The organism is Rhodococcus sp. C26F (genome assembly GCF_053345925.1).
The window spans coordinates 25257-49793 of record NZ_JBKFBA010000036.1 but is presented as its reverse complement, the minus strand read 5'-3'; the positions used below and the strand labels follow the sequence as shown (position 1 = coordinate 49793).

Below are 24537 nucleotides of genomic sequence, written 5' to 3'. Positions count from 1 at the left end.
TCCCCTACTCAGTGATTTCGGTCAGCGAGAAGCGCGGAAAGAGCAGCTCCGCATTGCCTCTATTGACCGCGGCATGATCGATGTCGCTGTAGTCATCGAGTGATGTGGTGAACTTGGCCGAACGCGCTGCCGGGGCATACGGCCAGTCACTGCCGTATGTGATGTGCGTTGGATCGGCGAAGGCCAGCAGACTCGGAAGCGCATACGGCGAACTCGACAGCGCGGTGTCGAAGTAGAACTTGCGCATGACGCGCAATCCGTCATCGTCGCCGTCGTCGTGAGGGGAGGCAACGTTGGCGGCGCGTTGCGCTGCGTACGGAAGGAAGCCCCCTGCGTGCGAGAGGATGACCTTCATGTTGGGGTACCGATCCAGGGTTCCACTGCGGGCAAGATTGACGGCTGCACGTGTGGTGTCGAGGAGGAAGTCGACGGTATAGGGAGGCAGCCCAGGGACGGGATCGGCCGGCAGGTGCGACGGATGGACGAATACGACGGTGCTGCGACGGTCGAGCTCTTCGAAGAGTGGATCGAACGCCGGGTCACCCAGGTAGATCCCCTTGGAGTTGGCCAACAGCACTACTCCGTCGGCGCCGAGTTCATCCAGTGCATAGGAGGTCTCGATCAGTGCACCTTCGACGTCCGGCAGCGTCAGCGTGGCGAAGAACCCGAATCGACCCGGGTAATCAGCGACCACTCCTGCGGTGAACTCGTTGAGTTCACGTGCAAGAGACCGCCCCTCCGAGAGATCGACAGTTGGTTCGACGCCCGGGGTGGACACCGAGACGATCGCGGTGTCGATTTCGTTGTCCCCCATCAACTCCAGTGCGTTCTCTGCCGACCACTCGGGGATCGCGCGGCCTCCGGCGGTGAGCCCCTTCTCGAGCAACCACTGGCGGTACCGCGGAGGGACGATGTGTTGGTGGGTGTCGATGCGACCAGGCACAGTCTTTTCTCTTTCGTACGTCGTTAAAACTGTCAGCGTGCGGCTTCGGCATCGGCGGTAGGTTGACTCGCCGCTACCGAAGAGGGCGTTGTTCTCGACGGAACCAGGGAAATGATCAGCCCGCCGATCAGCGCCGGGACGGCGAGGGCATAGAACTTGGCGTCGAAGCTGAGGCCGGCGGCGACCAGCCAGCCGAGATACATCGGGCCGATGATCCCGCCGATCCGGCCCACGGACAAATTCAAGCCGAGTCCCGTGGCGCGAACTTCCGAGGGGTAGTACGTGCCGACGTACGCGTTGATGAGGGTCTGCAGACCCGTGGTGCCCAGCCCAACGATGCCGACAAGGACATAGGCCATGACGACCGGGGGTGTCATCGCCAACACCGCCAAGGCAGCGCCAGCGGCCAGGAACGTCACGGTCACCACGAGCTTCTGCCCGAACTTATCCGCGAGCTGTGCAGCACCGAGCACCCCGACGACGGCTCCGCCTTTGAGAGCGATGAGGAATCCCAGGGAGGTGGTCAGTCCGTAACCCGCCGAACGCATCAACTCTGGTAGCCACGTGCTCACACCGAAGGTGACGAGCAGGCAGAAAAAGGTGGCGATCCAGAACAGCACCGTTCCGACCGAGCGCCCATCGCTGAAGACCACTCCGAACCGGTTGTGCTTCTCGGTCGGGATACCACTCTGACGCGTACTCGCGGCCACCTGCGTCGGCATCGGCACGTGATGACGTTGCGCCAGCTCCTCAGCCTCGTCGGTTCGACCCTTGGCGACCAGGATCGACATTGACTCGGGCAGATACCGCACCAGCCACGGGACCACCAGCACAAGTGGCAACGCGCCCACCACGCACATGGCCCGGAATCCGTATGCCGGAACGAGCCACATAGCCAGCGCCCCGGACAGCATTCCGCCGACCCCGACACCGATGAATCCCAGCGCGGTATTGCGATTACGCCGGTCGGCGGGGGCGAACTCGAGCAGCGTCGCGGCCACGGTCGGCATCACCGCTCCGGCACCGAGGCCGATGAAGAAGCGCAGGATGAGGAACACTTCAGGGCTGGGAGCAAGAGCCGACAGTCCCATCGCCACAGAGAACAGTGACACCGCACTGATGATGACAGGCCGCCGCCCGATACGGTCGGCCAGGCCGGCCGCACCGAGAGCACCACACAACATTCCGATCACCGACGCCGATCCCATATATCCGACCATGCTCGCAGTCAACGACCAGGCCTCGTAATCACGAAGGGACGGCACGACACTGCCGAACATGGCCAGGTCGTAGCCCTCAGCAATGAGGATCGCGAAACACAGGGCGATCACTGACCAATTGCCCGCGCCGCGGGACGCAAAACGTATCTCTGTAGACATCAGGGCTCCAAAGCTCATGCTCGGCTCAGCGGGAGGATGGGGAACTTGGCGCATCTGTACGCGGAGGCGGGTGCGCGGCCCCAACAGTGACACCCCTCACCTTTTCTGTCAACTCTCTGACAGTCTGTTTTCGATCAATGCGGTCGCCTCCGTCCGCACAGGCGGGGGCCGCGATCGATGAGACAGTCCGACAATGCAACGCCGGATAGGCACTCGAGCGCCGGTAGCGTCCCAGAACACCGCCGAGCTGCCGGCGCGACAGGGGCCGCCGAGCGTTGCCGACCCGGGATTCGCACTTACAGTGGGGTGTGGCCACACCCGATGCGAACTCGAATCCGACACCCGCCACAGGCACGCAGACCCTCGCACGCGGATTGCTTGCGCTGGAACTCGTCGCGTACTCCCCTGGCGGGCTGACGATTCAGGAAGTCGCGGACCGTCTCGGCGTGCATCGCAGCATCGCCACCCGTCTGCTCGCCACCATTGCCGACCGACGGCTGATCAACCGCGGACCGGATGGCCGCTATCGCGCCGCAGGCGGACTCGCCGCGCTGGCGCGAGAGGTGTACGCCGGCTTGCGCGACCAGGCCACACCACTGATGCAAGACCTTGCGAACCGCCTCGGCGCCAGCGTCGCACTGTTCGTCGCAGAAGCGGACGACGCCGTCGCGGTCGCAGTCGCCGAGCCTGCGAACTCGACGGTCCGGGTCTCGTTCCGCCAGGGAGGCAGGCATCCCCTCGGTCGGGGTGCGGCGGGATATGCCCTGCTCGCGGCGCTACCGCCCCGTGACGGAGAGGACTCTCGGGTGACCGAGGGACGCCGGACCGGCTATGTGCTCAGTTTCGGCGAGGTCGAGCCCGGCTACTGGGGTCTCGGCGTCCCGCTGCGACGGCCCCAGAACGAGCCTCCGGCCTGCCTGACTCTGATCAGCGCGTCGAAGAATCTGATCGACAACTCCATCGACGCCACCGTCCGTGCAGCCGACGAACTGAGCAGTTTCGCAATGTGACCTGAACCTTCTTTGAAACCCGCACCGGATCACGGTGCGGGTTTCGCCGTTTTCGGATAGCGATCATTGCCACCTCCTTGACATCAGGGATGTGCCTGCGTTCACATAGAAAAAGGATCGTGCACTTATCGATTGGAAACGTGCAAATAGTGAACACTCACGACATGAACGCCGGTCCAGCCGTGGGCAACGGTCAAGGACAGCGGACACCAACTGCGAACTCTCGGAGACAGAACGCGATGAACACCACCGAAGAGAGCGATGTCGTCATCGTCGGTGCGGGACCGGTCGGGCTGATGCTTGCCAACATCCTCGGCATGTACGGCCACTCGGTCACCGTTCTCGAGGCTCTCGATGACCTGATCGACTATCCACGGGGCGTGGGTCTCGACGACGAGTCCTTCCGCACCATCCAGACCGTCGGCCTCGTCGATTCCGTTCGCCCACACACCAGCCCGCAGCACATCATGCGACTGGTCAACGGCAAAGGAAGGACCATCCTCGTCAACAACCCTCGGACAGACGAATTCGGATGGGAACGCAAGCACGCCTTCATTCAGCCGGAGGTCGATCGCGCACTGTACGAAGGACTTTCTCGATTCGCCGATGTGCGTGTCCTGTTCAGGCACCGGGTGGAGCACGTCGAGGAGGACGCGAACTCGGTGACCGCCTTTGCCCGAGTCATTGGTGCCGACGGCGAGATACACGAACGGCGCATCCGCGCACAGTTCCTGATTGGTTGCGAGGGTGGCAAATCTCCTACCCGCAAACGTCTCGGCGTCACCTTCGAGGGCGAATCTCCCTCCACCCGCTGGCTTGTAGTCGACGTGAACAATGATCCACTCGGAACACCGAACGTTTTCCTGGGCGCCGATCCGAAGCGGCCGTACGTCTCCATCGGCCTTCCACACGCGGTGCGTCGCTGGGAGTTCATGCTTCACGACAACGAGGTCGAGGAGCAGGTCACCGACCCGGCGTTCGTCAACAGTCTCCTCGCAGAACACGTTCCGGACCCCACGTCGCTCGACTTCATTCGGCGCCGTGTCTTCACTCACCACGGCCGGGTCGCGTCCCACTTCCGTAAGGGCAGACAGATCATCGCCGGCGACGCGGCACATCTGATGCCGGTGTGGCTGGGACAGGGCTGGAACTCCGGCATGCGGGACGCGACAAACCTCGGTTGGAAGCTCTCTGCGGTACTCTCCGGCCAAGCCGGTGCCGCATTGCTCGACACCTACACCGACGAGCGCAAAGACCACGCTAAAGCGATGGTCGATCTCTCCCTGACATTCGGTAAGTTCATCAAGGTCACCAACCCGCTCGCCGCAGCCACCCGCGACACTGTCAGCTCCGCACTCAATCTGTTCCCTCAGGTCAAAGACTACTTCGCGGACATGCGCTTCAAGCCGATGCCGCGCTACACCCGCGGAGTCCTTGCCGACCCCACCACACAGGCCTCAGGACAGGCAACGGCGACCCTCACCAGCAAACTCGTCCCGGTCCGGACGGCGAACAGCACCGTCTCCCCCGTCGGCGTCCAGTTCCCACAGCCGAGAGTCAACACCTCGGAACAAACTAACGTCCTGCTCGACGACGCAATCGGCAACTGGTGGGCGGTGATCGTATGGGGCAATGACCCGACGGACCTGCTCCCACCCGGATCACTTGACAAGCTCGCCGCGCTGCGCGCGCGGCTGGTCGCTGTCGTACCCGAGACCCAACGCGAATGGGCCGCACGAGGAATGGACTCGCGCGTCCTCGTGCTTGGCGATCACACCGGACGGCTCAAGAAATGGTTCGACGACCGGCCGACCCCGATCGTCTTTCTGCGCCCGGATCGCTTCGTCGCCGGCGCCTGCCTGGCGCAGCACGCCCCCGCAACGCTCGACGCCATCCTCGAGTCCATGTACTTCGTTGGCGGCCCGACCGCCGACGCCACCGCACACCCGCCCGCCCCCGTCCTTCTCCAGGAGCACACCGTATGACCACCACCGTCGCGATCCCCGATTACACCACCGACACGTTCTTCGGCCTCGAGGACAAGTGGCTGCAGACCGCCGACGGCGAGCTGACCCACTACCACGAGGTCGGCACAGGCACCCCCATCCTGTTCCTCCACGGTTCCGGCACCGGCGTCACCGCCGCCGCCAACTGGTGGCTGAACCTACCCCGACTCGCTGAACAGGGCCGCTGCATCGCCATCGACTCCATCGGCTACGGCCAGACCGTCGTCGCCGACGACGCCGAATACGGAATCAAGGAATGGGTCCGCCACGCTGTCCGCGTCCTCGACGCCCTCGGCATCGAGAAGACGTGGATCGTCGGGAACTCTCTCGGTGGCTGGCTCGCCTTCCAGTTCGCCATCGACTTCCCCGAACGCCTGCTCGGTATCGTGTCGATGGGAACCGGTGGCGCCAAGCTCACCGGAGCCCTTGCCGGACACTCGAACCCGACATTGACCGAGGACGGCATCCGCAGAACCCTCGAGATGTTCGTCGTCGACAAGTCGCTGGTCACCGACGAACTCGTCGAGCTGCGCTTTCGGTCCGCGCTGAACGACACGGCCTCGGACCGGCTCGCCCGCGTCGTCGCCGCCCGCGACCGTGACCGCCACGCCCTGCCGCTGGACTTCGATGCCTTGGCAACACTCGACATCCCGGTTCTGCTCGTCCACGGCACCCAGGATGCCGTCATCCCCGTCTCACGCACCTGGGACCTGTTGAACGTGATCCCCCACGCCGATGCGCACATCTTCAGCCACTGCGGGCACTGGTCACAGGTCGAGCGATCCGACGAGTTCAACACCGTCATCTCCGACTATCTTGCCCGCCACGGCGTCAACCCGGGACGGTGACAAGATGCCCCAAGCCTTGCTCTGCATGTCCCACAGTCCACTGCTCGATCACGCCGACCCACCGGCCGAGGTCGTCGCAGCGGTGCGGGCCTCGTTCACTCACGCCCGCACCTTCGTTCACGACTTCGACCCGGACCTGATCGTCAACTTCGGCCCCGACCACTTCAACGGCTTCTTCTACGACCTGATGCCGCCGTTCTGTGTCGGCTACCGTGCCCACGGCGCCGGCGACTACGACTCCTACGCTGGCGACCTCGACGTCCCTGTCGATATCGCAGAGCGATTGGCACAGTTCGTCATCGATCGCGGCATCGATCTCGCCATCTCCCGCCGCATGGAGGTCGATCACGGCGCCGTCCAGCCGATGGAGATCCTCTATGACGGCAACGCCGCCGCCAAGCCCGTGCTGCCGGTGTTCGTCAACTCCGTCGCCCGCCCGTTCGTCCCGATGGCACGAGTACGGATGTTCGGCCAGGCCATCGGTGAATACTTTGCCGGTCTCGACAAGCGCGTCCTGTACCTCGGCTCGGGCGGGCTCTCGCACGACCCCCCGGTACCCCAGTTCGCCACCGCCACCGATGCACAACGTGAATTCCTCACCTGTGGTCGCAATCCCACACCCGAGGCACGAGCCGCGCGACAGGCCAACACCATCGAAACGGCACGCAAGTTCGCCGCGGGCGAAGCCGACATCATGGACCTCAACCCGGAATGGGACCGCGCGTTCCTCACCGTCTGCCGCTCTGGCCGCATCCAGGATTTCGACGCCTATACCGCCGATGCCATGGACGCCGCTGCCGGACACTCCTCCCACGAGGTGCGCACCTGGGTCGCCGCCTACTCCGCACTGCGCGCAGCAGGCGAATACGACATCACATACGAATTCTACAAGCCCATCAAGGAATACATTGCAGGCTTTGCCGTCACCACCGCGGTGACACGTTGAAAGCGACCGGTGACCGAGAAAACCGGAGCACAGAAACTGCGCCTGGTGCCCGCCGCCGTTCTCCGGTGGAACAGACGCTCCGGAACGGATGATCCCCGCACCATCCGACGAAGACCACCGAGTAGGTACTGGAATGGCACCGCCGGACCGTCGAACAACGCACCGCCCTCACACTGTGCAGCCACATGGACACAGTGTGTGGATGAACGGCCGGACCGAGGGGCACAGCACCCTCGTCGAGACGCACGGAAGGCTCGGGACACCCGTTTTTCCAGGTTCCCCCTCAGTCGATTGAGGATCGACGCCGATCCAGTCCTTTCCGATCGTAGAAATAGCTCACCGATCCGAGAGCTAGTCCCACCAGCAGACCTACGAAGGTCATCCACAGGGATCGCTCAAGTCCTGATTCACCGAAACCGTTGAGATAGAGGATTGCTCGCACACCGAGGTAGACCTGGTGCATGGGTTCGAAGGTTGCCAGCCACGCGTACAACCGCGGCGTCGCCTCGAGAGGGATGGCACCGCCCGAAGACGGCAACGCCAACACGATGAAGATCAGCAGGTTGATCAGCAATCCGAGCGTGCCGAACGCAGCGGAGATGGACAACGCGGTTACCCCGATGGCCACAATCGCGAAGGCTCCGTAGAGCCACAATGCAGCCGGCCGGTCCACAGGCATCTTCAGGCCGGTCGCAATCGCCAAGTACAGGGCTGAGACAGTCGGTGCGAGAACCACCATGATGCCCCATTTGAGCACCAGCGTATTCAGTCGTGAGATCGCCGGATCTTGTCGATGAACGAACCATGGTCCGAATTCGGTGGGCGCGAAGCCGAGTGCTCCATCGACGACAGCATTGACAATCATCGCCCCGGTGAAGCCGGCCAGAAGGAGAAGCAGGGTGTAGTAGAAAGCAGACAGGCCTTGGCCGGTGTGGTCCGGCAACGGGTCGTGAGCAAGTGTCCGAACGTCGATCGGATCCGCCAACGTCAGCCTGGTGGCGCCGGACAGTTCGGATGCCGCTGCGGTGGCGCCTAGAGACTGCTCGACGGTAGCAGTCAACACGGCACCGACCTCCGTGGTAACTGTGCCGAGTGCCTGATCGGTGTAGCTTTCCACCAGTCCGGCACCGATGGTGCTGGCGCGGGGGTTGGTGTAAACGGTGATCTGTGGTCGTTCCACATCTCCCGGGATGACGGAGCTCTGAGCAAGGATGGCGGCACGTTTGGTGAAGTCGCTGGGAATGACGATCGCGCCGTAGATCTTCCCGGTGGACAAGTCCGACATCGCTGTGCTGATGCCAGTCTCATGGAGGTCTATCTTCTGCCGATCGGTAGAAGCCACTAGACGTGCGGTGATCTCGGCCCCGAGATTGCGGCGCTCTTCTGAGCCATCCGGGAGCTGATCACCGTCGTCGGAGTTGACGATCGCGATGGGAAATCGATGGAGATGATCCTTCGGGCTGAGCATGCTACCCAGATACAGTGCGGCCAGCACCGACATCAGTAGGACTACCACCATGCCGGGAGCAAGCCATACCCGGGGATGGCGCAGTGACGGCCTGGTGGAGGTGTTAACGGTCACCGATTGCTCCCGACGTTCTAGTTGAATAATGACATATCGGTCGTTGGTGGCTCGTACCCCTCAGAAGTGAAACAGAACTGCTCAGAACACCGCCACGCCAAAGTCGTTCGTTCACATCGAATGAATGTTCCGATGAGCGGGACGCGCCTTCCCTCCTATAGAGTGACCCTCAGATGCCAGCACTTGGGGGCCGGGTCGAACCATACTGACCCTACCCGACCCGCGTGCCACTCGGCCGATCCTTGAGGACGCAGGGAATCATCCAAGCCACGATACAGATCGATGACTGCACCGCCATGAGAATCATGATTCCGTTCGCACACGTACACATACCAAATACTCGTTCTTGCAGCATATTCCGTCATCCTCGGCCCGCCGGAATCGCGAGACCACAAGTGTGAAGAACATTCACCTTTCATTCCGTGGCCTCCGCACCGGAGACGGTGACCTATCGAGGTGCCAACCTCCAGTTCGGAAGCGAATTCGTTGCAGTGGCTGCCCTATACGATCGATCACGTCGGGCCGATCCGAACTGCGCCTATTTCACCGTGCGAACAGCGTGTCGCTCAGGGGTTCTCTGCGAGGAGCGAGGAAAGATCACAATGACAGTGATGGCTCCGATCGCCAATATCATCCCAGCGACTGTCGAAGTGTGTGAAACAGCTGCAGAAAACGCATCGGTGCTGGCGGTGGAAAGAGCATCGGCTTGCGCGGTCAGTATCTGCGCCTGCATTCCGCCGGCGGGTGTGGCGGCGAGTTGATCTGCACCCTGTTGCAGCTGTTCTGTCACAATTGCTGCGCCACCAACGGATTCCCGTGTCGCCTCGGCTGCGCGGTCCATCTGTCCGGGTGGTAGTTGCGCCGACCGGTCCTGCATCGTGTTCACGAACTCGTCGATATTCGTGGTGAAAGCGGTTGCCAGAACAGACCCGAGGATCGCGATCCCCAAAGACCCCCCGAGCTCGATCGCGGTGTCGTTGACACCACCCCCGATACCGAGTCTGTCCTCGGGAAAAACACCCATGATCGCGTCGGTGCACGGTGCAACCGCGAGCCCGATCGCCACTCCGAGCAACACCAAGGCAGGTACGAAGTCGAGGTAGGAAGCGTTGGTGTCGATACGAGACATCGACAATACCCCGAGAGCACCCAACCCCAGACCGGTGCCGACGGACACTCTGACGCCGAAGCGCGGAGTGACCTTTCCGGTCAGGAATGCGCCGAGGAAGACTGCGCCAGCAAGCGGCAGCAACCGGACACCGGTGTCCCAGGCTCCGAATCCGAGAATGAACTGGAGGTACTGAGCGACGTAGTAGATGGCGCCGAAGACAGCGAAGAAAAATAGCAACACCGCCAAGGTTGCCCCGGTGAAGGTGCGGTCATGGAATTTACGGACATCGAGCATGGGCGCGCCGGTCCACCGCTCCCACAGCACGAAGGCAACCAAGGCGACCGCAGCAACGACAGCGGCAACCACCGGGCCGGTGGACCATCCGAAGTGGCTTCCTTCAATGATCGCGTAGACCAGTGCGCCAATCGCCATTACGGACAAAATAGCTCCAAGGACATCGGGTCGGTCGGCATCGTCGGCTTTCGACGGGGGTACCAGGAACAGCGCGGCCAGCGCGGCGACGACGGTAATCGGGACGTTGATCAGAAACGTCGACTCCCACGAATAGTGTTCCAGCAGTGCACCAGCGAAGAGCGGGCCGAAGGCGATGGCAAGACCGGACGTCGCCGTCCAGATCGTAATGGCACGAGCGCGTTCCGTGCGAGGGAAGGAGGCGACCAGAAGTGACAGCGTCGCAGGCATGATGAGGGCGGCACCCACTCCCATCACCGCCCGGGCGATGATGACGTGCATCGTTTCGTCGGCGATGCTGCCCCAGAGGGAGCCGGCCGTGAAGACGGCCAGTCCGACCCACAACGCTCCGCGGCGGCTGACCTTGTCACCTACTGCACCGAGCACCAGCATCAAGGCGGCATACGGGACGGTGTAACCGTCGATCACCCATTGAAGATCCCGGCTGGACAACGCTAGATCCTTCGTCATGGCAGGAGCTGCGACCATGAGCGAGGTGTTGGCCATGACCACGACAAGCAAACTCAAGCACAATACGGTCAGTGCACCCCAGCGGCGGGGATATGGTTCCTCCATGTCCGCCACCGAACGTCGCGCTATCAACGGCATATGCACTGCCTTCCCTCGGAGAGTATGAATCCGGACCATTCGTCCCGTATCCGTCGCGGTGGACGGACTCGCGGCGGTGTTGCCGCTGCTCGGCAGGACTGCACCGCGTCCTGCCGAGAGGGGTCAGAACGCCGCTTCGTCCAGGCCCATCAGGTCCAGGTCGATATCGGCCACTACGCTGCGCGTTGCAGCGAGGTCAGGAAGGACGTTCCTGGCAAAGAACTTCGCCAGAGCAACCTTGCCTGTGTAGAAAGCTCTGTCTTTCGGAACGGCACCGTTGTCGAGCGCTCGCTGTGCGATTTCGGCCTGCTCGAGCAGTTGCCAACCGATGAGTAGATCACCGAATGCCATCAGATAACGGACGGAGCCGAGACCGACCTTGTACAACTCGGTGGATTGTTCTTGTGCGCTCATGAGATAGCCGGTCATTGTGGCCGTCATGGCTTGGAAGTCCTCGAGTGCAGCTCGTAGCCGTGCCCGAGCGGTATTGAGTTGAACCGAGCCTTCCTCGTTCTCGATGAACTTGTTGATCTCGCCGGCGACGTGGGCCAGCGCCACACCGCGGTCGCGGGCGATCTTCCGGAAGAAGAAGTCCTGCGCCTGGATGGCGGTGGTGCCCTCGTACAGCGAGTCGATCTTCGAGTCGCGGATGTACTGCTCGATCGGGTAGTCCTGCAGGAAACCCGAACCGCCGAGCGTCTGGAGCGAATCCTTCAGGTACTGATAGGCCCGCTCGGAACCGCAGCCCTTGACGACCGGCAGCAGCAGGTCGTTGACGCGGTGGGCGAGACCGGCGTCGGCACCCGAGACCTGCTCGGCGACGGCGTCGTCCTGGTGCGCCGCGGTGTACAGGTACACGGCGCGCAGACCCTCGGAGTAGGCCTTCTGCATCGCCAGCGAACGACGCACGTCCGGGTGGTGCATGATCGACACGCGCGGTGCGGTCTTGTCGGACATCTGGGTCAGGTCGGCGCCCTGGATGCGCTCCTTCGCGTAGTCGAGGGCGTTGAGGTAGCCGGTCGACAGGGTCGCGATGGCCTTGGTACCGACGAACATGCGAGCGTGCTCGATGACGTCGAACATCTGCGCGATGCCGTTGTGGACCTCACCGACGAGCCAGCCCTTGGCTGGAACGCCGTGGCCGCCGAAGGTGAGCTCGCAGGTCGCCGAGGCCTTGAGGCCCATCTTGTGCTCGACGCCCGTGACGAAGACTCCGTTGCGCTCGAGTGGCGCTCCGGTTTCGCGGTCGAACAAGAACTTCGGGACGAAGAACAGCGACAGGCCCCTGGTGCCGGGGCCGGCACCCTCGGGGCGGGCGAGGACGAAATGGGCGATGTTCTCGAACAGGTCGTCGGAGTCGCCCGAGGTGATGAACCGCTTGACGCCCTCGATGTGCCAGGAACCGTCGTCCTGCTTGATCGCCTTGGTGCGACCGGCGCCGACATCGGAACCGGCGTCGGGCTCGGTGAGCACCATTGTCGAGCCCCAACGGCGTCGAGCCATGTGGATTGCCCACTTCTTCTGCTCATCGGTGCCTTGTCGATAGAAGATGTCGGCGGAGGTCGGTCCGGAGGCGTACATGAAGGCCGCGGGTTGGGCGCCGAGCAGAAGTTCCCCTACTGCCCACTGCACCGCCTTGGGCGCAGGTGTGCCACCGAGTTCGGGGCTGACTCCGATGAGGTTCCATCCGCCTTCCCACATCACGCGGAACGACTTCTTGAACCCGTCCGGTAAGACCACCGAGTGCGTCTTCGGGTCGAACACCGGTGGAGTGCGGTCGGTTTCGGAGAAAGATTCGGCTAGGGGGCCTTCGGCCAGGGCAGCAACCTCGTAAAGAAGATCCGAGACAGTGAGCGCATCGAGGTCGCCCCATAGACCGTCATCGAGCAGGGTCTGCAGGCGGAGAACTTCGAACAGATTGAACTCGAGGTCACGGATGTTGCTCTTGTAATGCATCGGTGGCCGTCCTTCGGCTCGGTGTCGTGCAGATTGGGTGTGTCAACGTCCTATGCATCGGTGATCGCGGTGTGGGACCGAGTTCACGGGCATACGGGGGTGATGAGCCGATAGATCCGATCGATCTGGGCCTCGTCGGGAACGCGGCCGTCGTGCGCGACGGTGTCGCGAATGCGGTCGTCGACCGCGGTTCGGTCTGTATCGGCGGCGATATCGGTGCAGGACACTCGGGCGATCCGTTCGATGTCGGTATCGGTGCGGTTGTTGGCGAAGTCCGGAAATCCGGTGCGGAAAGCCCCCACGAACGCCTTCAGACGCGCGTTGTCGATCGCACTGTCGAGAGCCTCTGCAGGAGGCTTGAACCCTTTGGTGGTATCGGCGGAATCATCCCCGACGCCGCAGGCGGGGGTGAGCACGAGGGTGGCAATGCTCAACGCGATAGCCAGCGTCCTGTTGACTGTCATACCCATCTCCGATGGTTGTGTGATGTGGGCGAGGAGGTGTCACGTCAGCGCATCGGCCAGTCGCGGCAACTCGCGCAGTGCGTTCTCGCGTTCGATGCGCAGACGGGAGGCGGTGTCGAACGTTTCGTTCAGTTCGGGCTGCGGATCTCCGGACCCGGACAACGTCAGTGCACTGAACGGCCAGTCGCTGCCGAAGACGATGCGGTCGAGCTGACCGACAGCGAGAACGCTGCGCATCGCCGACGGTGCAGGACTGAGCGCGGTGTCGTAGAAGAACCCATTCACATAGCGGGCGACGTCGAGTACGGACGGCCGGGGAACCGAGTCAGGCCACACATCACCGATTGGCGTCTGCGATGCGATCCCGATGCGATGTGCGAGAAACGGCAGGGTGCCGCCTGCATGGGAGAGCTGGAACCGGATGTTCGGGTATCGAGCCAAAGTGCCCCCGGCCATGAGCAGCGTGGCCGCTCGAGTGGTATCGAAGGTGAACTCGGCAAGAAAGTCCGGCAGAGGAAGCTCAGGTTTGGCGTCGGCAGGAATGGCGGCAGGATGCACGAAGACGTATGCGTTCCGGGCGTTGAGCGCATGCATCAGCGGCTCGAAACGGGGATCACCGAGATAGACCCCGTTGTAGGCGGACAGCAGTACTACGCCGTCGAGACGAAGAACGTCGAAGGCGTAGTCGAGCTCGGCCAGGGCAGCCCCGATATCGTGCATGGGCAGCACCGCGAGACCACCGAAACGTGTCGGGTACCGAGTGAACAGTTCGGCTGCGTAGGTATTGCAGTACCGCGCCATGTCTTTCGCTTCACCACCGGGGAGGAAATCGACGCCGGGATCGGAGACGGATAACACCTGGGCGGCGATACCGTAGCGGTCCATGAAGTCGATTGCTGCCTCGGCAGACCACTGCGGCGTGGGGTAGCCACCGATGGTGAAGTGACCGTGGGCGAGCAAGGATGCTCGATATTCGGGTGGCAGGAAGTGCGCGTGCAGGTCGATCCGATACGGCTGCGAGGGCAGCGGATCGTTCTGGCGTCGTGCCGGCTGTGCCGCCGACACGCCTGTGCCTGCGAGTAGGGTGCCCGCACCGGCAGAGGCGACGGCGGTGGCACGGAGCACACTTCTTCTGCTCAGCGTCACACGGCTGCGGTCGGGTGATTCGGACGTCAAGGCGGTCTCTCCTGTGGGGAAGTAGAGGGGCAGATGGGCAAGCGGGGGTGCAGAGTGTCGGGTCCGCCGGTCAGTCGTCGGCGATGCCTGGGCCGCTGAGCGCAGGAACGGTCTGCTCGGGGCGGCGCAGTGACAGGGCAGCCTGTTTGAACTGGGCAAGTTTGTCGACGATCGTCTGTCCTTCCGGCGTGTGGCCCCAGATGCTGATGCCGCGGTGGGTGGCCGGCTCCCACGTCGATTCGTCGACGACAATCGGGTTCCAGCCGACTTCCCATTCGAAACCGGAGGGGGTCAGTGCGTAGAAGGACAGTTCACGGTCGTTGGTGTGCTGGCCGACACCGAGTGCCATGTCGAAGCCGAGTTGCTTGACCCGCTGGTAGGCCCGGGTCATGTCGTCGAGTTCGGTCACCTGGATGTTCAGATGCTGGATGCGGGTGCGGATCGGGTCGACAGGTACCCCGCGCACCGCGGCGACCGCGATGGAGTGGTGCCGCTCGTTCACCCGCAGAAACCGGATTTTCAGACGGGCGCCGTTGATGGTCTCGTCGATGTAGTCGGACAACCGGGCGTCGAAGACGGTGTCGTAATATCCCCGGAGTTGGTGAGGCCGGGTGGAGGTGATCGCCACATGTCCCATGCCGGAAGCGCCGGTGACGAATCCGGAATTGCTCATCACCAGCGGTTCGGTGGTGAGGTGGGGGCGAGTGAAGATCTCCTGATCGATTCCCTTCGGGCCGGGAAAACGCACCAGACGCTCGACTCCGCGCAGAGCCGAGTCCTCATCGGTGCCTTCGGTGACCGGGACACCGCGGTCACGCACCCGGGCTACGACACGGTCGAAGGATTCGTGATCGTCGATCTCCCAGCCGAGAGCGGTGACGTCCTCGGCAGGGCCACGTCGCAGCAGGAACCGGCATTCGTGATCGTCGATCCGGAAACGCATGGCCTGGTTCGACAACCGGTCGACGTGCAGGCCGATGGCGTCGCGGCCGAAACGGTGCCAGTCGGCGAACTTGTCGGTTTCGATGACGATGTAACCGAGGTGGACGGAGCCGAACAGAGTGTCGGTGATAGTCATCGGACGTTCCCGGCGAGGAAGGCGGTGGTGACAGCGTTGAAGAGGTCGGCGCGTTCCCACTGCACCCAGTGCCCGGTGTTCGCGGTGAGCAACAGGTCGCAGTTCGGCATGGCCTTGGCCAGCATCGGTCCGCCGCTGGGGCGGTTGACCTTGTCGTCCGCACCCCAGATCACCAAGGTCGGGGTGGGAAGCCGCCGCAATCGGTGGTCCCGGGTGAAGTCCATGCGCCACAACGTCCGTAGAGCACTCGGGCCGGACGGGCGACGCAGCGGCGGATCCGACACCACGTCGGGGTCGATGCTCGACCGGTAGCGTTCATCGATCACCTCGGCTGGAATCGCTGAACCGTCGAAGACCAGATACTTGCGAACGAACGTTTCGAGTTTTTCGTGCGACGGGCCGTCGCCGGTGTAGTACGACAACAGCGATTGCAGTCCGGGCGTCGGCAGAGCACGGGTGGTACCGATGCCACCGGGTCCCATGAGAACCATTTTCTCGACCCGGTCCGGGCTGTCGAGCGCCAGGCGCAGGGCGCACGCCCCGCCGTAGGAGTTGCCGACCAGGTGCGCTCGGTCGAGGTCGAGGCGGTCGAGCAGACCGCAGATGTTGTCGGCGAGGAAGCCGAACGGATCGGACTGATCCACTCCCTTGGTCGAGCGTCCGTAGCCGGGCAGATCCGGCACGATCACCCGGAAATGCCCGGCGAGGGCATCGATGTTGCGGGAGTAGTTGGACACCCCGGAGGCTCCGGGGCCGCCGCCGTGCAGCAACACCACGGCCGGTCCTTCCCCGGTCTCGGCGAAGAAGATCTCTCGGCCACCGACGGTGACAGTGCGTTCGGACAAGGACGTCTCGGTCATGCGGGTTTCTCCGTTTCAGGATCGGTCACCGGGGCAGCAACTTTCATGCCGGGAGGTGGAGAGGCAAGATTGCCGTCGGCTCCGGCGGCGGCGAAGACGACACCATCGGGTCGCAGTACCACTGCAGTCGCACCCTTGGTGTGCATCCACGAAATCAGGATCGCGTCGAGGTCGACGACAGCGCCGGCGACGGGAATCGTTCCGGGCGAAGCCAAGCGCACACTCGGCACCCCTGCAGTGCGCCATCCGGGCCACGCCTGTGCGGGCCCGAGGTGCAAAATTGTCCAACGGCCACCGACGACGTCGTCGAGACGTGCGCGATCGCCTTTTTCGTCGAGTACCCAGGGCTGCGGAATCAACCAGCCCACCGCAGCGGTCTCGGCAGCTTTCGGTACCGCCAACAATCCGTGCGGGTAGAAGGCGTGGGGAATCCAGCGGTTGTCCCGCAGCCAGTCGGCCACTCGCGGAATACGCAGAATGATCGGGAAGAGTCGGTCCCGCACCGCGGCGAGCGTGCGATCGTGTTGCGTGATGATCTTGCCGACCTTGACGGCGCGGTCGGTCACCTCCCGCACGTGAGGAAGTCGTTCTTGCTGGTAGCTGTCGAGAATCGACTCGGGCAGGCTGCCCTCGAGCACCGCGGCGAGTTTCCAGCACAGGTTCGCCACATCACGGACCCCGGCCGACATGCCCTGGCCGATCCACGGCGGCATCGCGTGGGCAGCGTCCCCGGCAAGAAAGATCCGACCCACCCGCCAGCGGTCGGCGAAACGCACATGATGGCTGTAGACCACCGCGCGCAGGATCTTCACCTGGGTGTCGGTGATGCCCTGACCGTTGAGCACACGCCAGATCGCCGCCTCGGAGACGAGTTCGTTCTCGTCCTCGTCGTCACGCACGGGGAACTCCCACCGGTGATGGCCGAGCGGAGTCGGACAGTCCACGGTCGGACGGGCGGGGTTGCAGTGGAACCGCAATCGGTCGTGTCCGGGCCACTCTTCAAGCACTTTCGTGTCGATCACGACCCACCGCTCGGCATAGGTTCTGCCTTCGTATCCGATACCGAGCTGAGCACGGGTGGGACTCGAGCCCCCGTCCGCAGCGATCACATAGGACGCCCGGATGCGCACGAAGGAGTCGGTGCGCAGGTCGGCGAGCATCAATTCGACCCCGGCTCCGTCCTGCAGCACCCGCAGGCATTCGTGTTCGAGTAGGACCTCGACATCGGGAAACCGGTCGACCCCGTCCCGTAGCACTTTTTCGAGGGCGGGCTGGTAGATGAATTGCTGGGGCGGGTGACCGGAGCCGCGGGGAACGGCCGCGGTTTCGATGATCGGATTGCCTCCGCTGTCGACGAACGCCACCGCCCCTCCCGGGAGCATGTCCTTCTGCAAGCGATCCGCAAGACCGACCTGCTGCCAGATCCGCAGCACCTCCTCGTCGGTGGAGATTGCGCGGGCCCGTCCATAGATATCAGAGTTGCGTTCTATGACAACGGTTTTCAAACCGAGTTGGCCGAGAAGATTCGCGGCGGTCACGCCGGTGGGGCCGTAGCCGATGACGGCGACGTCGTAGTGCGGGATGTCGGGCACGTCGAGGCCTCTCATGGGGGAACGTGTCGATCGGAGAGCGCTAGCGGGGTCGTCCGGACCCAAACTTGCTGGAGTGATCACTACAGTAAGCTGGTTTTGCGAGTAGAGTCAACGTGTCCCCCTCACAAACTCGAGGAGCAGCTCGTGCCCGAGCAGAAGAACACCCGCAAGCGCCGCGCCAACGGAGAGGAATCGAGACGCCGCATCCTCGATGCGGCCGTCGCAGTTGCCACCGAACGCGGCTACGAGGGCACCAGCATCGCTCTGGTGAGCACGAAAAGCGGCCTACCGGCCAGTTCGATCTACTGGCACTTCAAGGACAAGGACGAATTGATCGCCGCGGTGATCGAACGCAGTTTCAGCTCGTGGATGTCCGGATGGATCGTCCCCGACGGCGACGACCTCCGCGAACGCCTCACAGCCTTGGCGAGACAGGTCGCCAAGACCCTGCTCGAGTCGCCGGATTTCCTCCGATTGGGCCTGATGCTCACCCTCGAACGACGACCCGTCGAACCGAGTGCACGCACAATGTTCCTTCAGGTGCGTGAACAAGCCCGACGCCAACTCGTCGACGCAGCCCGCACACTGTTCTCCGACGCACCCGAGTTCTCCGACGTACCGGACGATGCCGTCGAACTGTTGGCCACCTACGCCATGGCCGCTGCCGACGGACTCTTCATCGCCAAGGAGATCGGCGGAGACAGCATCGACCTCCTTGCCCTGTTCGAACTACACGCCCATTCGCTCTACGACGCCGCCCAACGGCTGAGCTCTCCCGAAAGGCACTGACGTGCGCATCGACGTCCACCAGCACGTGCTCCCCCCCGAATACGTCCGTTGGCTCAACACCCACGACGTCGCCCGCGCCGGCGGCATCGACCTGCCGCGTTGGAGCCCCGCCGACGCCCTCGAAACAGCCGAACAGTTCGGCATCACCCGTTCCATCCTGTCGGTATCCACCCCGGGTGTGCACCTCGGTAATGACACCGAAGCACGCGCCATGGCCCGCGTGGTCAACGACTACACCGCCGACCTCACCACGGCCCATCCCGACAACTTCGGCTTCTTCGCCACCCTGACCCTGCCCGACGTCGACGGCGCCATAGCCGAAGCCGAGTACGCGCTGACGAGCCTCGGAGCGGACGGGGTCGTCCTGATCGCCAATTCCCGAGGCCGCTATCTCGGCGACCCCACCTTCGATCCACTGATGGAAGAACTCAACCGTCACCATGCGATCGTCTTCGTCCATCCCGGCGAACTGCCCGGCCCGTCCGTAGACGGAATTCCTTCGTTCGCGATGGATTTCCTGCTCGACACCACCCGCGCGGCGTTCAACCTGGTCAAGCACAACGTTCCCCGCCGGTACCCCAACCTGCGGTTCATCCTGTCGCATGCCGGAGGCTTTCTGCCCTACGCCTCACATCGCATCTCGCTCGCGATGGTCGCGACCGGAACCCGCGATCCCTTCGAGGCACTGCACGACTTCGCCGACTTCTACTACGACACCGCACTATCCGGCAGTCCTGCCGCACTACCGAGCCTGCTCGCCTTCGCACATCCCGGGCACGTCCTCTACGGCAGCGACTGGCCGTTTGCTCCCGCCGCAGCCGGCACCTACTTCAACAACCTGCTCGACGGCCACGAGACCCTCGACGACGCCACCCGAGTAGCGATCAATCACACCAATGCCGAAAACCTCTTCGCCCGAACCACCGTGGACAAGAAGCTGTCGTAGCATCACTCGAAGGTCACTGTCGCCCTCCCCCGAAACACCGGAAGGGAAGGCGCAGGTGTCGAATACATTTGTGCGGCCGCGCAATTGCACATCGGCGCCGTCCACTGAGCTCGTCGACGCTTCCACCGATGCACAGCCCCGAGACCGTGGCCGTGATAGGCGTGAGATCGTTATCCGCCCTTTCACTCGCACGCCCTGTTGCCGGAGGGCTGATGCACCCAGCCGATACTCCCCGTCAAGCGGCAACTACCCGACCCCTATCAGGAGAAACAACGACCATGGGACCAAGCAGATCACAGCAACCACGGAATCCACGGGTAGAAAGACGTTCTACTCGTATCCCCATCCCGAGCAATGAACATCTCACCACGGACGATCTCGCGACGGTAATCGAAGTACTGACCGGACACCACGACACAACACCGAGACAGGCTCCCTCAGCGTCACGGAATTCGGATACATGACAGTCCGGATGTATCTTCATGCATCCGTTCTGAACTCCTCGGTCCGCTGAAAGAGTCCTACGGCTCGCACCTGCCGGTTGCCTAGGGAACCGGCAGGAAACCCGGCCGTCCCATACCCATGCATGCGGTGCATGCGGTGCGTGCAATGCTTGCACGCACCGCATGCCGATAGGCGTTCTTACGTCAACTGTCGACGTCGCCCTTTCGGCTGCTCGTGACGTGCACGTCTCCAGGGCGGAGAAGCCTCAGGACAGGGCGGTCGAGGCCTAGCTTGGCTGCGGATTGGGTAATGGCCTCTCGGAGGTACGGATAGACCGACATCACCCCGACACGCTCGACGAACTCGGCGACGGCTGTTTCTGAAGCCTGGACCGGTTCCTGCAGTGTGAACACTGCAGACGCATCAACAAGGTACTCACCTCCCCCACCGAGGACTGTCGCTCGGCACCGGATCTCGAGAAGGAGTTCCTCCCGACGCAAAGCGATATCAATAGAGACAGGGGTGTCCTCGACGTCCGGGTTGCGTCGCGCACCGATCTCGTAGAAGACAATGTCCGTGAGTTCGGTCAGCTCGAGCAACTCGCGCGCGTCGGTAATTGCCCGAGGCGCTCTGTCGTCGCTCATATGGCAAGTGCGTAGTCGGTTTGGAAACTATCCCCTGCCCACTTGCGGCCAAGATCGACCACGGAAGGCGCGTAGACAGTCCGTATCCGTGCAGATGCGATCTCGACGTGGCCACTGAATCCAACTGGGGTGTGCGCGTCGAGCAGGAGATTGTCGATGCGGGCGTGCTCGTCTATGGAGGGTGAAGGCAGGTCGTCGATCTGATAGTTATTGCGGCGAAGCCAGTCGACGACGTCCTTCCATAGCCACACACCGCCGCCGACGAGATGCACCGGGGAGGGAAAAGGATCGGACTGCAAACGTTGACCGCGTACCCAGTTGCCGACGGCTTGCCGAGAGACTTCGACTCGGTCTGCGATGTCCTGACGGGTGACTAAGTCTGGATACGACCTGGCAGGGGGCAGACCGCACGACGAGAGGATCTCTGCGGCATTCAATGCGGCGGTAACCGGGTCGGAGCCTTCGGCGGTGACCGTGGCGAGAGTGAGGCCACTGTGGGATTCGACCACGACGTCGAGGTGCTCCTCGACCTGCGAGATCCGTGGATCGCCGGGATCGGCGACTTCTGGGATCACAAAAATAAGCTCGAATTCGGTCGGGGTCATGACCCCAGAATGGGCTAAGCCGCTGCTGTTGTCAAATGACAACAGTACCGCTTGTCACTTCATAAGCTCATGGCGATCCGGACATCGAGAGGCGGAGCGCTTGAGCCGCTTGGCGGCGTTTCCCGGGTTCTTTGACGTCCCTGGCACAGTGATGAAGTTGGCCCGCTCGTCTTCACAGGGGCAGTACAGAGCGTATGCGTGCCCTTGCTTTCGCAGTCGCCAGCCTTGCTTCTTCACCAGGTCTTCGACGACGGCGTAAACCTCTTTATTGAGTGAGTCCCGGGCATCCGGCAGGCTCGCCTCAGCCCAGCCTTCACCCATCTACGTCCTCCGAGCCAATCACTGGACAACGGCGCCGGCTGCCTACGGACCACTCTTGCCCATCGCATCCGCGATTAATTGGATTACTCCCCTTCATCGAGGCATCGGCCGGGAAAGCTCTCGGCCCTGCTGTTCCAAGCAAGGAGTGTAAGGCGCAACCTCGTCCCAGGATACGAAGGACAACCGATAGGAGCCATCTGGACAGCTTTCTCACCGGTGACGTGAGGCCACGGGCCTAGCGGCCTCGGAGACGATGGGGAAAGGGACACCGGGCGGCGATTTCGTCGAGTTCGACGAAATGCAGGCCCAAGGAGGAGGGTTCGTTCTATGACGGGGCCCTGCGAACGGGAGGTCGATGCGACTCGTGCATTGACGAAGCCGAGCAGCTCGTTGCAGAGAACTGGCGGTGAGACCGCCCTCCGATAGTTGTTGCGGTCCACGTGTGCCCTCGCGAATTGGTTCCGTTGTCGTATTTCTCCACATGAGTTGACGCACCCATGGTCTGTCAGCGTGTCCTGCCATAGTGGTTTGCATGGCGTTGCCTCAGACGGTGTTTCAGCTGCTAGCTCTGCTTCTGTTGGTTGTCCCGGGAATCGTCTTCACTGCCGTGCGTCGGTATCTCCGTGGCCCCGGACCGGACGACAAGGACTTCAGTGTTCGATTGGTCCATGCAGTGGCAGCGAGTGTCGTCTTCGACTGCGTGTACATGATCATTGCCGGACCTTGGCTGGTGTCGATGCTCCTTGGGGATAGAAATTCCGCAGAGCCCAGCGCTCTGACGCACCCACGAACAACCGGTCTCATGGTGCTCGCACTCGCTGTCGTATTCCCAGCAGTCGTTGCTGTGATCGGCCATGTACGGCTTCGAAAAAACTGGTGGCCTTTCGTTTTCGCTGAACGGCGACATTCCACTCCGACTGCCTGGGACTATGCAGCAGCCACGAATGCGGGCTGCTATGTCCGTATCCACACAAGCGACGGAAAATGGGTCGGTGGATACCTACCTGAACGCGTAGGGTTCGTCTCTACCTATCCGGAGCAACGTGACATCTTCATTCCCCAACAGTTCCAGATGTCTTCCAAAGGCGAGTTTCTATCGGAGATCGAAGGCACGCTCGGCGTGTACGTCCCGTTGAACGGCGCCGAACGAGTGGAATGGGTCATGCCGAGCAGTCCTTCAACGTGACCCAAGGTCCTACCCAGGGGAACTTAGTTGACCTCACTCAGCGTTGGCTTGCCCACTACCTCCCCGCGGCGGCGGAGGTGGAGGGGGTAGCGGTGCCGTCGGCCGCGAGGCCGGCTGTGCACCATGAGTTCCTGGACTCGACCCGCTACGCGGCTTTGCGCCGCGAGTCTCGGTGCGCGAAGGCTGTGCCCGGCCACGACCTGCCATGAACTTCAGCCTTTGGAGGATCGAGGGTCGCGGCTGCGCGGGTAGGTGTTGCGTTCTCCGATCTTGCCGTCCTGCTTGTGAATGACATGTTCAACGCCCCGCGCGGTGGCCATCTCGCGTCCTTTGGCCTGAGCCTCCGCTTTTGTGGGTGCACTGTTGGACGCGCGAGTGTTCCCTTCTGCCTTGTTCACCCACTTGTCGCCCTGCTTGCTCGTATGGATGTCACCCTTAGCCATTCGATCCCCCTGAGTCTCGATCTTGAGAACAAGATTACCTCCACGGCACTGCGGATTATGAAGTGTCTAGCAGGAACCACCGACACGACCTCAATTCGTTCAAGCGAACACAGTCACAGTCCCTCCAGCACTCCCACTAAATTCTCCAGCAGCGCATCGGTGCGGGCTTCGATCTCGTCGAAGACGTCGTTGAGGTCCTCGAGGGCCTCAATATCTCGGTGCCGGGCGGTGGTGCCGCGGTCGTAGTAGCCGGGGTCGAGGATGATGTCGGCCTCAACCGGTGCACCGGTGTCGTCCTGTGGGAGAACGGGCAGAGCCCTACGTATCGGGACCTGGCCGGACAGGTGTGCTCGCACCAGCGCCGACACCGACTGCGCAGTCATGGGTTGGCCGTGTGGGAGGTGTCCCCAGCGGTCGATCGGACACAGCAACGGTTGCCGGGCCTGTTCCGCATCGAGCAGATCGGAGATGATCGCGGTCGGGTCGGTGAGGTGATGGCGCAATAGATGCGTGCCCGGGTACAGGTCAAGAAACGCCTGGATCTCCGCCCACCGCCGATACATCGCGGCAGCTGGGTTGTCTCCGGTTTCGGAATCCGGTCCGAGTCGGAACCTTTCGCCGGACTGGGTCGTGACCACCAGGGTGTTGCCGTCGAGGCGGAGGTCGCGGCGGCGCAATCGGGTGATGTCGACAAAGGTCATGCCGGTGGCGGCGAGGACCAGCAGCAGGGCGTCGCGGCGGCCGAACAGTCCGCTCGGCCAGCCGGTGATGGGCAACTCGGCCGCTCTCTGCACCAGCAGGCGTCCGAGCCGGTCGAGGCGCGAAGCACGGGCAGCATCGAGGTGCCGGCGCACGGTCTCGGTGCGTCCCGGGGCGGGATAGCCGTGCCCGGTGTGGACGGCGTTGATCGCCGACAGACGGCGTCGCTGCGTCGCGACCGTGGCCGGGTGCTCATGCAGGAACAGTGCCAGGGTGTCGGGCGTGGCGGGGATGGGGCGGTGGTCGGCGGCGGTGCACCAGTCGGCGAACAGCATCCAGTCGTGCCGGTAGCGGGCGGGGATCCGTAGGCCCTGGACCGCATCGTGAACATCGTTGCGGCGGTGCATATTCCGATCGGTGCGGGCCATC

22 protein-coding genes are annotated in these 24537 nt (G+C 63.0%); 7 read left to right on the top strand and 15 right to left on the bottom strand.

The window, feature by feature from the left end; translation table 11 throughout:
• Positions 1 to 4: 4 nt before the first annotated feature.
• Positions 5 to 943: an amidohydrolase family protein gene (locus ACLBYD_RS24995; protein WP_447818539.1), complete on the bottom strand. Its 939-nt coding sequence runs from the start codon at positions 941 to 943 to the stop codon at positions 5 to 7.
• A 32-nt stretch (positions 944 to 975) separates the two neighbouring features.
• Positions 976 to 2415 (bottom strand): MFS transporter, encoded by a 1440-nt coding sequence (locus tag ACLBYD_RS24990; protein WP_447818538.1) that lies wholly within the window; start codon positions 2413 to 2415, stop codon positions 976 to 978.
• 215 nt (positions 2416 to 2630) lie between these two features.
• Between ACLBYD_RS24990 and ACLBYD_RS24985 the strand changes: the two genes are divergently transcribed.
• The 4 genes from ACLBYD_RS24985 to ACLBYD_RS24970 all read left to right on the top strand — a co-directional run bounded on the left by ACLBYD_RS24985 (position 2631) and on the right by ACLBYD_RS24970 (position 7132).
• Positions 2631 to 3332, top strand: a complete 702-nt coding sequence (locus ACLBYD_RS24985) for an IclR family transcriptional regulator domain-containing protein (protein ID WP_447818537.1) — start codon at positions 2631 to 2633, stop codon at positions 3330 to 3332.
• An 89-nt stretch (positions 3333 to 3421) separates the two neighbouring features.
• Complete coding sequence (locus ACLBYD_RS24980; RefSeq protein ID WP_447818549.1) at positions 3422 to 5317, top strand: bifunctional 3-(3-hydroxy-phenyl)propionate/3-hydroxycinnamic acid hydroxylase; 1896 nt, start codon at positions 3422 to 3424, stop codon at positions 5315 to 5317.
• On the top strand, positions 5314 to 6186 hold the full coding sequence (locus tag ACLBYD_RS24975) for an alpha/beta fold hydrolase (RefSeq protein ID WP_447818536.1): 873 nt from the start codon (positions 5314 to 5316) through the stop codon (positions 6184 to 6186). Before ACLBYD_RS24980 ends, ACLBYD_RS24975 begins: the two co-directional genes overlap by 4 nt.
• A 4-nt stretch (positions 6187 to 6190) precedes the next feature.
• On the top strand, positions 6191 to 7132 hold the full coding sequence (locus ACLBYD_RS24970; RefSeq protein ID WP_447818535.1) for a 3-carboxyethylcatechol 2,3-dioxygenase: 942 nt from the start codon (positions 6191 to 6193) through the stop codon (positions 7130 to 7132).
• 283 nt (positions 7133 to 7415) lie between these two features.
• Here ACLBYD_RS24970 and ACLBYD_RS24965 read toward each other — a convergent pair whose 3' ends face one another.
• The 8 genes from ACLBYD_RS24965 to ACLBYD_RS24930 all read right to left on the bottom strand — a co-directional run bounded on the left by ACLBYD_RS24965 (position 7416) and on the right by ACLBYD_RS24930 (position 18046).
• Entirely contained in the window at positions 7416 to 8651 is a 1236-nt protein-coding gene (locus ACLBYD_RS24965) for a YhgE/Pip domain-containing protein (protein WP_447818548.1), read from the bottom strand.
• Positions 8652 to 9252: 601 nt separating this feature from the next.
• Complete coding sequence (locus ACLBYD_RS24960) at positions 9253 to 10872, bottom strand: MFS transporter (protein WP_447818534.1); 1620 nt, start codon at positions 10870 to 10872, stop codon at positions 9253 to 9255.
• Between the two features lie 156 nt (positions 10873 to 11028).
• On the bottom strand, positions 11029 to 12861 hold the full coding sequence (locus ACLBYD_RS24955; protein ID WP_447818533.1) for an acyl-CoA dehydrogenase: 1833 nt from the start codon (positions 12859 to 12861) through the stop codon (positions 11029 to 11031).
• An 83-nt stretch (positions 12862 to 12944) separates the two neighbouring features.
• On the bottom strand, positions 12945 to 13325 hold the full coding sequence (locus ACLBYD_RS24950; protein WP_447818532.1) for a hypothetical protein: 381 nt from the start codon (positions 13323 to 13325) through the stop codon (positions 12945 to 12947).
• 39 nt (positions 13326 to 13364) lie between these two features.
• Positions 13365 to 14501 (bottom strand): amidohydrolase family protein, encoded by a 1137-nt coding sequence (locus tag ACLBYD_RS24945; RefSeq protein WP_447818531.1) that lies wholly within the window; start codon positions 14499 to 14501, stop codon positions 13365 to 13367.
• A gap of 70 nt (positions 14502 to 14571) precedes the next feature.
• Entirely contained in the window at positions 14572 to 15579 is a 1008-nt protein-coding gene (locus tag ACLBYD_RS24940) for a VOC family protein (RefSeq protein WP_447818530.1), read from the bottom strand.
• Complete coding sequence (locus ACLBYD_RS24935) at positions 15576 to 16439, bottom strand: alpha/beta fold hydrolase (protein ID WP_447818529.1); 864 nt, start codon at positions 16437 to 16439, stop codon at positions 15576 to 15578. The genes ACLBYD_RS24940 and ACLBYD_RS24935 overlap by 4 nt, the downstream gene beginning before the upstream one ends.
• Positions 16436 to 18046, bottom strand: a complete 1611-nt coding sequence (locus ACLBYD_RS24930) for a bifunctional 3-(3-hydroxy-phenyl)propionate/3-hydroxycinnamic acid hydroxylase (protein WP_447818528.1) — start codon at positions 18044 to 18046, stop codon at positions 16436 to 16438. The genes ACLBYD_RS24935 and ACLBYD_RS24930 overlap by 4 nt, the downstream gene beginning before the upstream one ends.
• Positions 18047 to 18175: 129 nt before the next feature.
• Between ACLBYD_RS24930 and ACLBYD_RS24925 the strand changes: the two genes are divergently transcribed.
• Positions 18176 to 18820 (top strand): TetR/AcrR family transcriptional regulator, encoded by a 645-nt coding sequence (locus ACLBYD_RS24925; protein WP_447818527.1) that lies wholly within the window; start codon positions 18176 to 18178, stop codon positions 18818 to 18820.
• A gap of 1 nt (position 18821) precedes the next feature.
• The gene (locus tag ACLBYD_RS24920; protein WP_447818526.1) at positions 18822 to 19766 is read left to right on the top strand and encodes an amidohydrolase family protein; all 945 of its coding nucleotides are present in this window, start codon (positions 18822 to 18824) and stop codon (positions 19764 to 19766) included.
• A 647-nt stretch (positions 19767 to 20413) separates the two neighbouring features.
• On the opposite strand, the gene ACLBYD_RS24915 is transcribed toward ACLBYD_RS24920, so the two are convergent.
• From ACLBYD_RS24915 to ACLBYD_RS24905, 3 genes are read right to left on the bottom strand one after another with little or no spacing between them, the layout of a single operon-like run.
• A complete protein-coding gene (locus ACLBYD_RS24915) occupies positions 20414 to 20854 on the bottom strand; it encodes a hypothetical protein (RefSeq protein WP_447818525.1) in 441 nt (146 codons plus the stop codon).
• Positions 20851 to 21459: a helix-turn-helix transcriptional regulator gene (locus tag ACLBYD_RS24910; RefSeq protein WP_447818524.1), complete on the bottom strand. Its 609-nt coding sequence runs from the start codon at positions 21457 to 21459 to the stop codon at positions 20851 to 20853. The genes ACLBYD_RS24915 and ACLBYD_RS24910 overlap by 4 nt, the downstream gene beginning before the upstream one ends.
• 54 nt (positions 21460 to 21513) lie before the next feature.
• Positions 21514 to 21780 carry a hypothetical protein gene (locus ACLBYD_RS24905; RefSeq protein WP_447818523.1) on the bottom strand — a complete coding sequence of 89 codons (267 nt, stop codon included), beginning with the start codon at positions 21778 to 21780 and terminating at the stop codon, positions 21514 to 21516.
• Between the two features lie 532 nt (positions 21781 to 22312).
• Here ACLBYD_RS24905 and ACLBYD_RS24900 point away from each other — a divergent pair.
• Positions 22313 to 22966: a DUF6338 family protein gene (locus ACLBYD_RS24900; protein ID WP_447818522.1), complete on the top strand. Its 654-nt coding sequence runs from the start codon at positions 22313 to 22315 to the stop codon at positions 22964 to 22966.
• 212 nt (positions 22967 to 23178) lie between these two features.
• On the opposite strand, the gene ACLBYD_RS24895 is transcribed toward ACLBYD_RS24900, so the two are convergent.
• Complete coding sequence (locus ACLBYD_RS24895; protein WP_447818521.1) at positions 23179 to 23409, bottom strand: DUF2188 domain-containing protein; 231 nt, start codon at positions 23407 to 23409, stop codon at positions 23179 to 23181.
• A gap of 113 nt (positions 23410 to 23522) precedes the next feature.
• Positions 23523 to 24536: a hypothetical protein gene (locus ACLBYD_RS24890; protein ID WP_447818520.1), complete on the bottom strand. Its 1014-nt coding sequence runs from the start codon at positions 24534 to 24536 to the stop codon at positions 23523 to 23525.
• Position 24537 lies beyond the last annotated feature (1 nt).

Bases quoted from the DNA above. Each gene is read 5' to 3' on its own strand.
- ACLBYD_RS24900 (WP_447818522.1), top strand. From the start codon at position 22,313: ATGGCGTTGCCTCAGACGGTGTTTCAGCTGCTAGCTCTGCTTCTGTTG.
- ACLBYD_RS24910 (WP_447818524.1), bottom strand. From the start codon at position 21,459: ATGACCCCGACCGAATTCGAGCTTATTTTTGTGATCCCAGAAGTCGCC.
- ACLBYD_RS24975 (WP_447818536.1), top strand. From the start codon at position 5,314: ATGACCACCACCGTCGCGATCCCCGATTACACCACCGACACGTTCTTC.
- ACLBYD_RS24970 (WP_447818535.1), top strand. From the start codon at position 6,191: ATGCCCCAAGCCTTGCTCTGCATGTCCCACAGTCCACTGCTCGATCAC.
- ACLBYD_RS24905 (WP_447818523.1), bottom strand. From the start codon at position 21,780: ATGGGTGAAGGCTGGGCTGAGGCGAGCCTGCCGGATGCCCGGGACTCA.
- ACLBYD_RS24960 (WP_447818534.1), bottom strand. From the start codon at position 10,872: ATGGAGGAACCATATCCCCGCCGCTGGGGTGCACTGACCGTATTGTGC.
- ACLBYD_RS24895 (WP_447818521.1), bottom strand. From the start codon at position 23,409: ATGGCTAAGGGTGACATCCATACGAGCAAGCAGGGCGACAAGTGGGTG.
- ACLBYD_RS24965 (WP_447818548.1), bottom strand. From the start codon at position 8,651: ATGGTGGTAGTCCTACTGATGTCGGTGCTGGCCGCACTGTATCTGGGT.
- ACLBYD_RS24890 (WP_447818520.1), bottom strand. From the start codon at position 24,536: ATGGCCCGCACCGATCGGAATATGCACCGCCGCAACGATGTTCACGAT.
- ACLBYD_RS24955 (WP_447818533.1), bottom strand. From the start codon at position 12,861: ATGCATTACAAGAGCAACATCCGTGACCTCGAGTTCAATCTGTTCGAA.
- ACLBYD_RS24930 (WP_447818528.1), bottom strand. From the start codon at position 18,046: ATGAGAGGCCTCGACGTGCCCGACATCCCGCACTACGACGTCGCCGTC.
- ACLBYD_RS24980 (WP_447818549.1), top strand. From the start codon at position 3,422: ATGTGCCTGCGTTCACATAGAAAAAGGATCGTGCACTTATCGATTGGA.
- ACLBYD_RS24950 (WP_447818532.1), bottom strand. From the start codon at position 13,325: ATGACAGTCAACAGGACGCTGGCTATCGCGTTGAGCATTGCCACCCTC.
- ACLBYD_RS24915 (WP_447818525.1), bottom strand. From the start codon at position 20,854: ATGAGCGACGACAGAGCGCCTCGGGCAATTACCGACGCGCGCGAGTTG.
- ACLBYD_RS24935 (WP_447818529.1), bottom strand. From the start codon at position 16,439: ATGACCGAGACGTCCTTGTCCGAACGCACTGTCACCGTCGGTGGCCGA.
- ACLBYD_RS24940 (WP_447818530.1), bottom strand. From the start codon at position 15,579: ATGACTATCACCGACACTCTGTTCGGCTCCGTCCACCTCGGTTACATC.